Source organism: Ruegeria sp. AA3, assembly GCF_056542905.1.
This window is the reverse complement of the sequence record NZ_JBQGAQ010000002.1, coordinates 248,069-262,779: the sequence shown is the minus strand read 5'-3', so window position 1 is coordinate 262,779 and position 14,711 is coordinate 248,069. Positions and strand designations below refer to the sequence as shown.

Annotated in this window: 12 protein-coding genes and 1 pseudogene; 2 read left to right on the top strand and 11 right to left on the bottom strand. The window is 53.7% G+C overall.

Features of this window, described 5'->3' with window-relative positions; all coding sequences use genetic code 11:
• Positions 1–6: 6 nt before the first annotated feature.
• The 7 genes and pseudogenes from ACR0JR_RS05745 to ACR0JR_RS05715 all read right to left on the bottom strand — a co-directional run bounded on the left by ACR0JR_RS05745 (position 7) and on the right by ACR0JR_RS05715 (position 8,398).
• Positions 7–1,314, bottom strand: coding sequence for an HlyD family type I secretion periplasmic adaptor subunit (locus tag ACR0JR_RS05745; RefSeq protein ID WP_480455373.1), 1,308 nt, complete (start codon positions 1,312–1,314; stop codon positions 7–9).
• Complete coding sequence (locus tag ACR0JR_RS05740) at positions 1,314–3,053, bottom strand: type I secretion system permease/ATPase (RefSeq protein WP_480455372.1); 1,740 nt, start codon at positions 3,051–3,053, stop codon at positions 1,314–1,316. Before ACR0JR_RS05740 ends, ACR0JR_RS05745 begins: the two co-directional genes overlap by 1 nt.
• Positions 3,054–3,879: 826 nt before the next feature.
• Positions 3,880–4,892, bottom strand: a pseudogene (locus tag ACR0JR_RS05735) (NAD-dependent epimerase/dehydratase family protein).
• Positions 4,893–5,019: 127 nt separating this feature from the next.
• Positions 5,020–6,468 (bottom strand): phosphonoacetaldehyde dehydrogenase, encoded by a 1,449-nt coding sequence (gene phnY, locus ACR0JR_RS05730; RefSeq protein ID WP_480455371.1) that lies wholly within the window; start codon positions 6,466–6,468, stop codon positions 5,020–5,022.
• A gap of 55 nt (positions 6,469–6,523) precedes the next feature.
• Complete coding sequence (locus ACR0JR_RS05725; RefSeq protein WP_480455369.1) at positions 6,524–6,874, bottom strand: carboxymuconolactone decarboxylase family protein; 351 nt, start codon at positions 6,872–6,874, stop codon at positions 6,524–6,526.
• 11 nt (positions 6,875–6,885) lie between these two features.
• Positions 6,886–7,647 (bottom strand): amino acid ABC transporter permease, encoded by a 762-nt coding sequence (locus ACR0JR_RS05720; protein WP_029621928.1) that lies wholly within the window; start codon positions 7,645–7,647, stop codon positions 6,886–6,888.
• Positions 7,648–7,657: 10 nt separating this feature from the next.
• Positions 7,658–8,398, bottom strand: coding sequence for an amino acid ABC transporter ATP-binding protein (locus ACR0JR_RS05715; protein ID WP_010441434.1), 741 nt, complete (start codon positions 8,396–8,398; stop codon positions 7,658–7,660).
• Positions 8,399–8,517: 119 nt separating this feature from the next.
• Here ACR0JR_RS05715 and ACR0JR_RS05710 point away from each other — a divergent pair, with 119 nt between their 5' ends.
• Both ACR0JR_RS05710 and ACR0JR_RS05705 read left to right on the top strand, forming a co-directional pair.
• Positions 8,518–9,288: a transporter substrate-binding domain-containing protein gene (locus ACR0JR_RS05710; protein ID WP_170780419.1), complete on the top strand. Its 771-nt coding sequence runs from the start codon at positions 8,518–8,520 to the stop codon at positions 9,286–9,288.
• A 45-nt stretch (positions 9,289–9,333) separates the two neighbouring features.
• Positions 9,334–10,071, top strand: coding sequence for a creatininase family protein (locus ACR0JR_RS05705; protein WP_480455368.1), 738 nt, complete (start codon positions 9,334–9,336; stop codon positions 10,069–10,071).
• 34 nt (positions 10,072–10,105) lie between these two features.
• Here ACR0JR_RS05705 and ACR0JR_RS05700 read toward each other — a convergent pair whose 3' ends face one another.
• From ACR0JR_RS05700 to ACR0JR_RS05685, 4 genes are read right to left on the bottom strand one after another with little or no spacing between them, the layout of a single operon-like run.
• Positions 10,106–11,812, bottom strand: a complete 1,707-nt coding sequence (locus tag ACR0JR_RS05700) for an ABC transporter ATP-binding protein (RefSeq protein ID WP_480455367.1) — start codon at positions 11,810–11,812, stop codon at positions 10,106–10,108.
• Between the two features lie 4 nt (positions 11,813–11,816).
• Positions 11,817–12,767 carry an ABC transporter permease gene (locus tag ACR0JR_RS05695; protein WP_170774252.1) on the bottom strand — a complete coding sequence of 317 codons (951 nt, stop codon included), beginning with the start codon at positions 12,765–12,767 and terminating at the stop codon, positions 11,817–11,819.
• Positions 12,764–13,741, bottom strand: a complete 978-nt coding sequence (locus ACR0JR_RS05690; RefSeq protein ID WP_480455365.1) for an ABC transporter permease — start codon at positions 13,739–13,741, stop codon at positions 12,764–12,766. The genes ACR0JR_RS05695 and ACR0JR_RS05690 overlap by 4 nt, the downstream gene beginning before the upstream one ends.
• Positions 13,742–13,766: 25 nt before the next feature.
• On the bottom strand, positions 13,767–14,711 hold the full coding sequence (locus ACR0JR_RS05685) for a glutathione S-transferase family protein (protein ID WP_480455364.1): 945 nt from the start codon (positions 14,709–14,711) through the stop codon (positions 13,767–13,769).

Genomic DNA, 14,711 nt, shown 5'->3' with positions numbered 1-14,711 from the left:
CCCCGATCACTCCCTGAATGCGCGATAAAAATAGTCAGCCAATGGTTTGATCAGATAGGACAGGGGCGTACGCTCATCTGTCTTGATCATAGCTTCAACCGGCATTCCAGGCAGCAGTTCCTGACCGTTGAGACGATCAAGCTGGCCTTCATCGGGCACCAATTCGGCCCGATAGAAAGTAAAGCCGCTGGCCTCGTCGGTGAACGTGTCGGCCGAAACGTTGACTACATGGCCTTCGATCTCAGGGGTGTCACGCTGGTTGAAGGCCGGGAACCGAAGGGCGACATCCTGTCCACGATGCAACTGATCCACATGCAATGCGTCTACGCGCGCGGCAACCAGTAACGGAGTGTCCTGAGGAACTACGTACATCATCGGTTCACCGGGTTGTATAACCGACTGAATCGCAAAAACCTGGCTGTCATAAACTGTGCCAGCAACGGGTGCGCGAATATCCAGGCGCGACAATCGTTCGGTTAGTGCAAGGCGCCTTTCTGCCAACTCAACCGCACGAGATTGAACGTCTCGAAGTTCGGTAATCGCCTCTTCGCGGCGGGTGGCCTGCAGTTCGACAATCTGAATTTCGGTCGTTGCGATCTGGCCCTTGAGCCGTGCAATGGTCGATTCAAGCCGCCCTATTTGTCCGGTAAGATTTGCCTCTTCTCTTTGTAGGGCAGAGACACGGCTTGCTTGCGTCAGACCGCGTTGCAGCAAACCCTGCTGATCTTCAAGTTCAGTTCTGATGAGTTCAACTTGCGTATTCAGTGATGCAAGCTGAGCCTGAATACCTTCAATCTCGTTTTCGATCTGAACCTTTTGTTTGCCTAACTGGTCAATCTGTTGGGTCAGCGTGTCAAGTCTTGCGTTGAACAAACGTTGCTGGCCCGCCAGCAAATCGTCACCGATTGTTTCATTGGATTTGAGCTCCTGCAGGCTTTGGGCAAGTGCATCGATATCCGCGCCGTCCCTCTCTGCCTCAAGTCGAGCCTTTCGGGCAAGCAACTCGAACAGCTGTGATTCAACGATGGTTGTCTCCGACGCCAGAAAGGTATCGTCAAGCCTCAGCATCAATTCGCCTTCGGTTACACTATCACCGTCACGCACGAAGATTTCACCGACTACCCCGCCATCCGGATGTTCGATCACTTGACGGTTGCTTTGGACTTCAATCACACCCTGGGAAATGATCGCCCCGGCCAGTTCGGTGCGGACGCTCCAGATTCCTAACCCTAACACCAGAATTGCCAGGGCCAACAAGCCGACAACCGCTGGTGCCGTGATGTTCCAGGCTGGACGTGAACTCTTGTCTGACATCATTCACCCACCTTATTCAGATGCCGTTTTATGACGTTGGCGTTTTGCACCATTGTATTCAAAACCTCATCGCGCCCGCCGGATTTTACGATCTGACCCTTTTCAACGACGACAAGATCATCGCACTCTGAGATAGCTTGCGGGCGATGGGTCATGATGATGGTGGATTTGCCTGCTTTCTTAAGCTCGCGTACCGCAGTGTTCAGAGCCAGAGTTCCATCGGCATCCAAAGCCGAGTTGGGTTCATCCAAGATCAACACAACAGGATTGCCATAGAGTGCCCGCGCAAGTGCAATGCGTTGTTTCTGGCCACCCGAGAGCTGACTATCATTCCCCTCGAGGAACGTATCATAGCCCTTCTCAAGGCCGAGAATCAAATCATGTGCATTCGCCGTTTTCGCCGCTGCAACTACCGCTTCGGGATCAGGCGACTGAGACATACGGGCAATATTCTCGGCCACAGTACCATTGAACAAGGTAACTTGTTGCGGCAGATAACCAATGTGCTGCCCCAGATCGTCGGGATCGTATTGGTCCAGCGTCGCACCCCCCAGACGGATTTCACCTGCTGCAGGGGGCCATAAACCAAGCAGCGCCTTGGCAAGCGTTGTTTTGCCAGATCCGCTTTTACCGATGACGCCAAGCGCTCTACCGGGCTCCAGCTCAAGCGCGGCATTGCGCAATGTTGGGGTTTTGGCGCCGGGCGGAATTACGGTCAAACCTTTTGCCACAAGATGCGCCTTTGGGGTTGGCAGCTTAGTGCGCGATGCCTCTGGCGGTGTGGAGTCGAGAAACTGGTTCAGGTTGATCCAGGCTGTACGCGCACGTTCGATCATTGACCATTGGCCCACCGCCATCTCAATCGGTGCCAAAGCACGACCCAATAGGATAGTGCCTGCGATCATCGCACCGGGTGTCATTTCATTGCGAAGAACAAGCCATGCACCTAGTGCCAACATCGCAGATTGAAGAAACAGCCGAAGTGATTTGGTGAGTGAGGTGAAACTGCCTGTCCAGTCACTGGCAGAAATCGACTGCGAGAGCGCTTCAGTCCGCTGTTTCAGCCAACGCTTAGATACATCCTCCTGCATTCCTTGCGATCTCACCACTTCGGCAGCTTGCCGGGCGTGTTCAGAAAATGCGTTGGCTTTGGCAGTCGCCACTTGCGCTTCTGCGACCTTACGGTGCGTTAAACCTTGGTTGAGCAGAGCAATCACTACCAAAAGTGTACCACCAGCCACCGCCAGCCAGCCCAGCAATGGGTGAAACAGAAAAATCGCAGCAAGAAACACTGGGGTCCACGGAATGTCCATCACTGCAAGCAAAACGGGGGAGGCGCATAACGAGCGAATCGACTCCAAATCGCGCAACGCCGTAGCAGGCGCTGACCGAATTTGCGGAAACAAGGCACGCCGCATCGTTCCTTCAAACACGCGCTCATCAAGGGATGACTGGAAACGGGCGCCAAATCTGGCAACGATCCGGCCACGTGCATAGTCCAGCATCGCCATCAGCGCATAAAGCAATGCGACAAGCAGAAACAGAGCTGACAGTGTTTCGGTCGAGCGTGACCCAAGGACCCGGTCATATACCTGCAGCATAAACAGAGGGCCGGTCAACATCAGCAAGTTGACAAACACACTGAATAGGAACGCAAGCGCAAGGAAGCTGTTGCCTTGGTTGCGGACTTTTCTCAGCTCGTGTCGCTGGGGTGGGGTGTTGCGATTTTTCAAATTCACACGAACGGCCCTTGATTGCTCACATCGAGAACTCGTCAAAAGCCGAATTTCCAGAACCCGAGATCGACCTGACAATTGTGGCAACTATATCTGCGCGCTTATGCAGGGACAACGCGCGTTATCCGCTGCTTAGTAGCTTTCGGCGGTGTTTATGCTGTTGCTCGTTCGAAAATGGCAGGAACACGCCGACTGCCTTAGCGTGATCCGCGCCGGCCTTGGTAAGCTCCACCAGTCATTTTCAGCCGGAGTTTACTCTAGCTTCCAAAACAAGGCAGCCATTCAGGCGCAAACCGCTTTACTGCGTTCATTGAGTACATTTGCAAGTTAGCCAAATACATTCACATGCATCGCGGTGTTGACCTCGCCAGCCAACTCAATGAACCGGGTGTCGACGCCATACTCGCGCGCTTTCCAGAGAGTAGATCCCAAGGCATCCAGAGATGTTTTTTTTGATCAAGAAATTTCTCGCTTTCTTGGATTTGCAGAGTTTTGCACCAATATCTCGCGGGTCACTCAAACCCAAGATGGGGTCTCTACCAGTCGCTCTGTCAGAAAAGATAATGGGTATTTGCTTGCAGATAACGCGCGACGCACTCAGTTTGAGAATGCATTCACCGGTGCCAAATATTGCATCATATGTGCCAGTTGGCAAATAGGCAGCAACAAGTGTGATCAGCCTGACAATGCTCCCATACTTACAGGAACATACGCAAGCACGGATCATCGACGCATTGAAACAAGCAATTTGATAACTGTAGTGACCCGAAGGGGACCCGCCTAGTTTCTCAGAGTAGCGATTGGTTTAAGATTGACCAAATCGCAGGCTCTATTTGCTGTAATAGTCGCGATACCAGTCTACAAAAGCCTGAATGCCATCCTTGATTTCTGTCTTTGGGCGATAGCCAGTCAATCGGTGCAGCAAATCGACATTCGCCCAAGTCGCGGGCACGTCTCCCATCTGCATATCCATGTAGTTTCGGATCGCGGGCTTGCCGAGGCTTTCTTCGATCGCGTCAACGAAATCCAACAGGCGCACTTTGTCAGAGTTGCCAATGTTAACAATGCGGTATGGCGCGACAGGGCTGAAGCTGTCGCCTTTGACGATATCCTCAGGAGATTCGGGCCGAACCGGAGCGACATCGATTAAAAGCGCATGGCTCGCACCAGATCATCAACATATGTGAAGTCCCGATACATGTCGCCATGATTGTAGATGTCGATGGGTCGATCTTCTAGAATTGCATCTGTGAATTTGAAAAAGGCGAGATCCGGACGCCCCCAGGGGCCGTAGACCGTGAAAAAGCGAAACATGGTTGTCGGCAGATCCCAAAGGTGCGCATAGGAGTGCCCCATCGCTTCGTTCGCTTTCTTGGTCGCAGCGTACATCGTAAGTTGATGATCTGCCTTCTCGCATTCGTCAAAAGGCATATCAGGATTAGCCCCATAGATTGACGAGGTGGAGGCCATCAGCAAGTGCTGTACTTTATGTCGCCATGCCGCTTCCATCACGTTGAATGTTCCGACAACATTGCTTTCGACATAGGCGCGCGGGTTTTCCAAGCTATACCGGACGCCGGCCTGCGCCGCGAGGTGGATGATCACGTTCGGTTCGAATGCGTCAGCCATTCGGTCGAAGCTCTCAGTGTCTTTCAGCATCCCTTCGTCGCACGAAAAGTTCGGGTTTTCCAACAACAGCGTGTGCCGGCTCTGCTTGAGGCGGAAATCGTAGTAATCCGTCATCCCGTCATAGCCGTGAACGCGATTTCCGTTTTCAAGCAAAAGTTTGGCAAGATGAAATCCGATAAATCCAGCGGTGCCTGTGATCAGAACCTTTTGCATGAGGTTGCTTCATTGTGTCTGGGCTTGGCGCTTGCGCCCACCGGCACATATGACGCCTAAAGTGCTACGGCTCATGCCGTCATTTCCCTATTGGCCGGTTTTTACCTTTCTATCCAAATCGACCTGCTCATCCGGGCCAGGGGAGCGAATAGGTTTTGACATTCGTAAAGAACTTCATGGCCTCAATGACCCCTTCTTTGACACCATTTCCTGAGTCTTTGATGCCTCCGAACGGGGACATCTCGATGCGATACCCGGGTTGTTCCCAGATGTTGCAGGTGCCAACATTCAGACCATTGATATAGGCAATGGCACGATTAAGGTCGTTGGTGCAGACGCCCGAACTAAGACCAAACTCCGTAGAATTCGAGATGCGCATCACCGCTTCGTCATCTTCAGGCGCGCGAATGATCGGGATGATGGGGCCAAAGGTTTCCTCCATGACCAGTTCGCAGCCATAGGGCACTTTGTCGACCACGATGGGCGGTAGCAACGCGCCCCGACGGCCAGGGTGGTATAGTATTTCGGCTCCTGCTTTCTCAGCAAGATGAACGCGTTTATCAAATAGTTCAGCGGCTTTGTCATGGATAACACAACCCAGCTCAGTCTCGTGGTCTTGCGGATCTCCAAACTTGATCTTCTTCGCCTTCTCCAGAACCGATGCTACAAACTTATCGGCCACGCTGTCCTGCACCAGAATACGTTTGATTGCGGTGCAACGCTGGCCAGAGTTTCCGGTAGCACCTGCCACCGCAATACCGGCAGCCTTTTCAAGATCGGCATCACACAGATCGTTCAGAACTATAAGTGGATCATTGCCGCCCAACTCAAGCGCCTGACGCTTGAATGCGGCCTTCGCCGCTATCATCTTGCCCACTGGCACACCACCGGTGAATGTGATGATGTCAATGTTTTCATTGGTGATCATCTCATCGCCGATATCCTGCGGCCAACCGGTGATCACCTGAAACATCTCAGCGGGCAGACCGGCTTCGTACAGGATATCCGCCAGCGTCAGACAAGTTAGCGGAGTCAGCTCGGTCGGTTTACAAACCATGCAATTGTTTGTTGCAATCGAAGGTGCAACCTTGTGGCTGACCATGTTCAAAGGGTGGTTAAAGGGGGTGATCGCGCTGATTGCGTTCACCGGTTCGCGCATAGTGAAAATCTTGCGGGCCCTCCCATTATGGGTCAAATCGCACGAAAATGTTTCACCATCATCCCTCAGCGCTTCGCCTGCTGCGAATTGAAACACATCCTGCGCGCGCTTCGTCTCATAAATTGCGTGCTGATGGCAGATGCCCAGCTCTAGCACGAGCCATTTTGCCAGATAGCCACGACGCAGCCCGATTAACTCTGATGTCCGTTGTAGGATCTGGTTACGCTCATGGCGTGTCAGGCTGGGTTTGTATCGAGCGGCAACATCAAAAGCGCGACGCGCATGTTCGGCCTGGCCAGCAGGAACATTGCCGACAACTTCATTGGTATATGGGTAGTGGACCGGAATTGTCTCATTTGCAAAGACGACCTCACCACCGATCCTCATCCCCTCGGTTCTGATTTCGTTAGCTGACATGTCCCGGTCTTTCCTACCTTAAGCGAATGAGCGGAAATATGTCATCCAAATCAGATCATGTCTCGCCCGATTGCTCAGAAAACACATCAAACGCTTTCAGTGCCTTGGCGCTGTAGGCATATGACGGTCCGCCCCCCATGTAGGTCGCCATAGCCAGAGCCTCGCACAGTTCGTCGCGGGTCGCACCCAAACGAACCAAAGAACGGACGTGGAAACCGATGCAGCTATCGCATCGCGTGGCGATCGCAATGCCAAGGGCCATGAACTCCTTGGTTTTCTCACTCAGTGCACCGTCCGTTTTGGCAGCTTTACCCATAATGCCAAACCCACGCACGGTTTCCGGTACTTCTTTCGAGAACACACCGATATTGGCCTCGGTTTCGGCCATGAAGTTTTTCCAGTCCAACTGTATTCTCCTTATCCGCGTTCATCCGCGCCCATACGACGCTCTAACCAACGGACGCCAGCACTGATTATCAAGACCAGCACCAGATATTCAAAGATCAGCAAAGTATAGATTTCGAGCGGACGATATTCGGTCACCACCAGCTCGTTCGCGCGGCGTGTCAGTTCCTGCATACCAATGACGCTGGCAAAGGCGCTCATTTTCACGATGTAAATGAACTGATTGGCCAATGGCGGCAAAATGCGTCGGATTGCCTGCGGCAGGATCACATAGCGCATAGTCTGAAAGTAGTTCAGCCCGATTGTCTGCGCAGCTTCACTTTGGCCTTTGGCAATTGATTGAATCCCGGCGCGGTAAATTTCAGCGGTAAAGGCACTGTCCGAGATTGCCAATGTGATGATCGCCCCCCAGAATGGATCGATCGGTATATTCATCCCCATCGACTGAAAGACGATTGGCAAACCATAAAATACCCAAAACAACATCGGAAGCAGAGGGATTGAGCGTACAAATTCCACGTAGATCCGGTTCACCAGTCGCCAACCACGTTTTTCAGACAGACCTGGCAGTGCCACCAGCAGACCAATCACAATCGACATGATCGCCGCGATCAGCGATATCTGGATCGTCGCACCCATCCCAGACACCAGAAACTTGACATTGGTCCAGCCTGATGCGGTGGTGGGGTCAATCACATACCAGCCCCATGTCTGAGACGACGAACACCCAGCTAAAAGTACGAACAGGGGGAGGAACAGGAGCGGTTTCTTCATGACATCCAACTCAATGTTGCAGAATCTGGCTTAAGAATTTCTGACACCGCTCAGACCGCGGATTAGTGAAAAAATGCTCAGGTTTTCCTTGTTCGACGATCTCACCCGCATCCATAAACACCATGTTGTCTGCAACTTTGCGTGCAAAACCCATCTCGTGGGTGACAACCACCATGGTCATTCCTTCCTGCGCCAGTTCAACCATCACGTCGAGGACTTCGGAAATCATTTCGGGGTCCAGGGCCGAGGTGGGTTCGTCAAACAACAAAACCCTCGGCTCCATGCAAAGCGAACGAGCGATGGCCACACGTTGCTGTTGTCCACCTGAAAGCTGAATAGGACGTTTGTCGGCCTGGTCCGGGATATGGACCCGTTCAAGGTAATGGCGGGCTTTTTCTTCGGCCTCTTTTTTGCTCAAGCCTCTTGCTTTGATCGGACCCAAAGTCAGATTTTCCAGCACGGTCAAATGCGGGAAAAGATTAAACTGCTGGAACACCATCCCGACTTCTGATCGAATTGTGGCGACGGATTGGGCGTTATCTGACAGCTCTGTCCCGTCTATGCGGATCGTACCTTTTTGGTGTTTTTCAAGCTGATTGATGCATCTTACAACCGTCGATTTTCCAGAACCGGAAGGCCCACAGATTACAACTTTTTCACCGCTATTTATCGTAAGATTGATATCCTTGAGCACATGAAATGTGCCATACCATTTGTTTACGTCGACTAACTCGATCGCGGCGTCTGGCATTAGCTGGCCTGCCTTTGTTATTCTCAGTCAATTATTTTCTTGAGGTTAGCGTGGTCTTTGCGCTTAGATCAAGAAACAATCCAGGTAAACTAGCCGAGTGCCACCAACAGGAGAAATACATGAAACATCTTTTCAAAGTAGCCATTGCCGCTGCGATTGGCCTAGCGATTGGTAGCGCCGCTCAGGCCCAGTCTGCACTGAATGAAATCCTGGATTCTGGTGTGATGAAAGTCGGTACAACTGGAGATTGGAATCCAATGTCGCTGCGCGATCCTGCGACTAACAGCTACAAGGGTTATGATATAGATATCATGAACGCACTGGCTGCAGATCTTGGCGTCGAAGTTGAATATGTTCCGACAGACTGGAAAACCCTGGTCAATGGGGTGGTCGCCGGGAAATATCATATCACCGGCTCGGCTTCGATTTCTCCGCCGCGCTTGAAGGTTGCCGGTTTCTCTGACAGCTACATCTCTGTTGAGCTGTTCCCGTACACGACCAAAGACAAGGCCGACAAATTTGACGGGTATGACTCGATCAACAAACCCGATGTAAAAGTCGCAACAACCCTGGGTACTACCTTTGAAAAACGTGTGCGCGAATGGTTCCCAGATGCTGATATCAAGGTGGTCGAAGCTCCGGCGCGCGGTTTTCAGGAAGTGCTTGCCGGTCGGGCGGATGTGTTCATCACGTCAAATATCGAAGGCTCGACGCTAGAGGCCAAATTTCCGGTTGTTCGCGTGAAAAATGCCGGCCCCCGGTCGCCATCCCCGATCGCGATGCTGTTGCCGCAGGATGATCAGGTCTGGATCAATTATGTAAACAGCTGGATCGAAGTGAAAAAAGCTCAGGGCTTCTTCGATGAAAATCAGAAGCGGTGGGGCCTCTGATAACAGCTGACACCGCAGCAATGGTCTGAGCGTGGACAGGAAGTCATGAAGCTTGATCACATGACCTGGTACGAGGTCGACGCTCGTATAAATCAAGGCGCTGCGGTGTTGCTTCCGGTGGGTTCGACCGAACAGCATGGTCCGATGGGTCGCATAGGTACGGACACAATTTGCGCTGAGGCAGTCGCGCTTGCGGCTGCCAGTCGATGCGGGGGGATCGTTGCGCCCCCGCTGGCGTACACCCCCGCGCCGTTCAATACAGGCTTTCCCGGTACGGTTTCGGTATCGGCCGAAATATTTCAGATGCTGGCAAATGAAGTCATTGCGGGACTGCTGGCACAAGGTTTCCGTGGCGTATTTGTGGTAAATGGGCATGGTGCCAATCTGGAACCCCTTTGCACCATCAAATCCACTCTTCCTGACAACCAGATGATGATCCGCAGCTGGTGGGAGCCGGACACAGTAAACAAGCTGCGCAGACAGCTATACGGCGAATGGGAGGGGATGCATGCAACCCCATCCGAGATTGCAATAACGCAATCTCTACTTGGCGAACTGCCAGCAAACCAGGCAGCCGAGCCGCCAAAAAAGCTCACTGCAGAATATGTGCGGGAACACGCAGGCGACCGGCATGGTCCACCCGATGAACATCGTATAGAATTTCCTGATGGGCGGGTCGGTTCACATTCTGCCCTCGCCAACCCAAAGGATGGTGAGCGCCTGCTGACCGAGGCTGCCCTCGCAATTGCAGACGAATTTCGTTCTTTTGAGTTAGACAGATAGTCACAAGATACCGAAGTGAAAGGCGGGGTGTCGTCTACTCCGCCTCAAGACCATCGGTCGACAGGTCATCAAGCTTTGGCATAAGCCGCAGCAACTCGCTTGTGTATTCGGTTTTCGGATTGGCAAACAACTCGCTTGTCTCCTGAACTTCGACGATTTGGCCCTGCTTCATGACCGCGACCCGGTCGCACATCTGGCGGACGACGGGCAAGTCATGGCTGATAAACAGCATGGTCAGGCCCAGATGCTCTTGTAAATCCTTCAGGATGTTCAGAATCTGAGCCTGAATCGATACGTCAAGCGCGCTCGTTGGCTCATCGCAGATCAGGAACCGGGGTTGTGTCGCCAAAGCGCGGGCGATCGATATACGCTGCCGCTGACCACCCGAAAACTCGTGCGGGTATTTTTGACCGGCTCCGGAACCCAGACCCACCTGATCCAACAATTCATCCACCCGGCGCTTGATGTGTGCGCCATCCATCAGGCGATGATGGCGAATTGGCTCAGCAACAATTTCATCCACGCGCATCCGAGGATTGAGGGAAGAGTAGGGGTCCTGAAAGATCATCTGGATGTTCTTTCGGTACTCGTCTTGCACCGAACGATTGCTTAGATCACTGACCCGCTGGCCCTGAAAATCAATCGTGCCTCCGTCAACCGGGTAGAGCCCGGCGATCATCCGCGCGACGGTCGATTTACCCGAGCCTGATTCACCCACGACCCCGAAGACCTCGCCCGCGTGAATATCGAAGCTGACACTATCAACGGCTGTAAAATATGTCCTATCCCAAGGCAACAGGCCACGTTTCTGCAGGAACTTTTTGGTCAGGTTGCGGATTTCAAAGATTGGCTTGGTGGTGTCGTTGTCCACCCTAGGCCAATGGCGTGCCATATCCTCGATTGCGAAACGTGTTTCGCGCCCGCCATAGCTGATCTGAGGGAAGCGATGCAGTTTCAGCGTCGGGCGCGGCACAGCAGCGATCAAGGACTTGGTGTATTCGTGCTGTGGCTGGCCCATCACCTGAGCCGTGGTACCGCTTTCGACCACTTTTCCCGCATACATCACGGTCACCCGATCCGTGGTGTCTGCGATCACACCCATATCATGGGTGATCAGGATGACACCTACTTGACGCTCCTGGGCCAGTTCCTTGATCAGGTCCAGAATTTGCGCCTGAACCGAAACATCCAATGCCGTTGTGGGTTCATCAGCGATAATTACATCCGGTTCGGTGCACAAGGCCAGCGCGATGACTACACGCTGGCGCATCCCGCCTGAAAACTGATGCGGGTATTGATCAAGCCGCGTGTCCGGGTCTGGAATGCCCACGCGGTCAATTAGGTCTCGGGCGCGTTTGTTTGCCTCGGCTTCAGTACCGCCCAGATGGGTCTGGATCGTTTCAACCAGTTGCTCGCGCACCGTGAACAGCGGGTTCAGCGAGGTCAAAGGGTCCTGAAAGATCATCGAGATCTTCTTGCCGCGCAGCCCTCGCATCGCCTCGGCATCAATCCCACTGATCTGCTCGCCGCCCAGCTTGATCTGGCCACTGGCGATACGTCCGGGACGTTCAAGCAGGCCCATGACAGCGGCGCCGATTGTGGATTTACCGGCACCGGATTCCCCCACAAGCCCGTGAATTTCACCGGGCTCAACGGACAGGCTGGCGTGATCCACCGCTGTGAAAAGCTGGCGGCGGGTCGGAAACTCAACGGTGAGGTCTTGGATGGTCAAAAGGCTCATGAGATCACCGCAGTTTGGGGTTCAGTGCGTCGCGCAGCCAGTCGCCCAGCAGGTTGACCGACAAGGCAAGGGCCAGCAGCGTACAGGCCGGGAAGAACAAGATCCACCACTCGCCCGAGAACAAGAAGCCTTGGCCGATACGGATTAGTGTGCCCAAAGATGGCTGGGTCGGGGGTGCGCCAACGCCTAAGAAGCTCAGCGTCGCCTCGGCGATAATGGCCAGCGCCAGCGAAATTGTAGCGATGACCAGAACGGGGCTCAGGACATTAGGCAGGATATGGCGGAACATGATTGGGAACGACCCCCGGCCGATCAGGCGCGCGGCTTGTACATATTCCTTGTTCTTCTCAACCAACGCCGCACCACGCACGACCCGCGCGAACTGCACCCAGTCCGACAGCGCTATCGCAATGATCAGAACATAGATTGCCATCTCATCACGGTATTCCGGCGGGGTTATCCCTTTGGCGATACCGAAGATCAGCATTGCCACAAGAATGGCAGGGAAGGTCAATTGCACATCAGCGATCCGCATGATCAGTGTTTCGATCCAACCGCCGAAATAAGCCGCGACCAGCCCTAGGATCACTCCGATAACAAGTGCAAGAAGCACCGCCGATGCCCCGACGAACAGCGAAATACGCAAACCATAAAGGATGGTGGAAAACACATCACGCCCTTGATCGTCGGTTCCCAACAGAAAAGTTTCTTGCGTGAAGGCATTCGGTGTGCCCGGCGGCGTGAAGCCGTTCATCAGGTTCAGCGTTGCGGGGTCGAACGGGTTATAAGGCGCGATCAGCGGCGCGAAGATCGCTGCCAGCACTAGAATGACGACAACCAGCGAGGCGATCACAGCAACCGGGGAATGCCGGAATGACCATGCGAAGTCGCTGTCCCAAAACTTGGCCATGCGCGTCTTTGGTGCGGCTTTCGTAGTTTCCATCGTATCGCTCATGTTGCCCTCGCATCGACACGCAGACGCGGGTCAATGACATAATAAAGAAGATCGACAATCAGGTTGATCGTCACGAACATCACCGAAATCAGCATTAGATAGGCCGCCATCACGGGAATATCGACAAACTGGATTGCGTTGATGAACAGCAGGCCCACGCCGGGCCACTGAAACACTGTCTCAGTGATGATTGCGAATGCGATGATCGAACCCAGCTGCAAACCCGTGATGGTAATCACCGGCACCAACGTATTCTTCAGCGCGTGGCGGAAGTTGATGACGCGATCTGAAAGCCCACGGGCGCGTGCGAAACGGACATAGTCGGCACGCAGCACCTCAAGCATTTCGGATCGGACCAGCCGCATGATCAGCGTCATCTGATAAAGTCCCAAGGTTATTGCAGGCAAAATCAGCGCCTTGAGGCCCGAGGTCGTCAGAAACCCGGTTGACCAATGCCCAATCATAACGGTCTCGCCCCTCCCGAAGCTGGGCAGTAGGTCAAGCTCGACCGAGAAAATATAGATCAGCAGGATACCTATCAGGAATGTGGGTAACGAAACCCCGATCAGGGAAACCGTCATGATCACATTCGCAGCAATCCCTTGTCGTCGGATCGCAGTAAAGACACCCAGCGCGATGCCCATGGTGATTGCCAGAAATCCAGACACAAAGGCCAGTTCCAGCGTTGCGGGAGCCCGCTCAAGCAGGATAGTCGAGACAGGTCGGCCCTGCCGGTAAGATACTCCGAAATTACCCTGAACAGCACCTTGCAGGAACTTGGCGTATTGCACCACAAAAGGCTGATCCAGCCCAAGTTCGGTGCGCAGGCGGTCGATATCTGCTTGCGTACGCTCCTGTCCCAGCATGTTGTCGATCGGGTCGCCAACAAAGCGAAACATCGAGAATGCTACCAGCCCCACGACCAGAAGTACGATGATGGACTGGAACATCCTTCGGACGATAAATGCGAACATTGATTTTCCCCATTGGTGGGTCTGTCTATGCTTTAACCGACCGGGTGGTCAAGCTATCTCGGCCATGCGGAGTGGTCCAATCGATCTCTGGACCCAACGGCACGATGCCAAGTGGATTGCGCAGCTCGGAAGGTGAGAAATAACCCAGTTTGTAAATGCCGAACTTCACCGTCTCAGCGACACCCGGCAGCGCATAGAGCTCTCGCGCATAGCCCCAGAGATTTGGATAGTCGATCAGTCGGCGCAGATTGCATTTGAAGGCGTAATGGTACGCGACATCAAAACGAGCCAGTGTCGGGAACAGGCGCAGATCGGCCTCGGTCAGGGCATCACCGCATAGATAGCGGTTGGCGGCCAAATGTGCTTCGATCTCATCCATCGTGGCGAAGACATCTCGGAATCCCGCCTCATAAGCCTCTTGTGTGCGTGCAAAACCTGCGCGGTAGACCCCGTTGTTGAGGCGCGTATAGATTTTGTCATTCCACGCTTCGATTTGATCAAGCTTTTCTGGTGGTGCCAGATTTGGGCCATGGCCCGGCAGGGTGCCCAGCATCCGCACCAGATCAGCAGATTCGTTTGAGACGGCCTTGTCGTGAAGCCGATCCCAAAGCAGCGGCACCGTGATCCGCCCGGTATAGGCGGGGGTCACGCGGGCATAGGCGTGATGCAACGCGGTCGCGCCATAAACCGCGTCGGCGCCATCCGCATAAACCCAACCATCTGCTGTGCGACGCGGTTCAGCATAGGCAACCGTGACGAGATCCCGCAGACCTTTGAGGGCAAGGACCAACAAAACGCGATGCGCCCAAGGGCAATTCCACGCCGCGTAAAGGTGAAACCGCTGTGGTTCCAGTTCCGTATCGGGTAAAGCGTTACGGATGGTCGAGGCTTGACGGCGAAACGCGCCGTCAAGCGTGCTATCGGGCGCCGGGTCTTCTGCATGATAGACACCGGCAATCATCAAACCCAT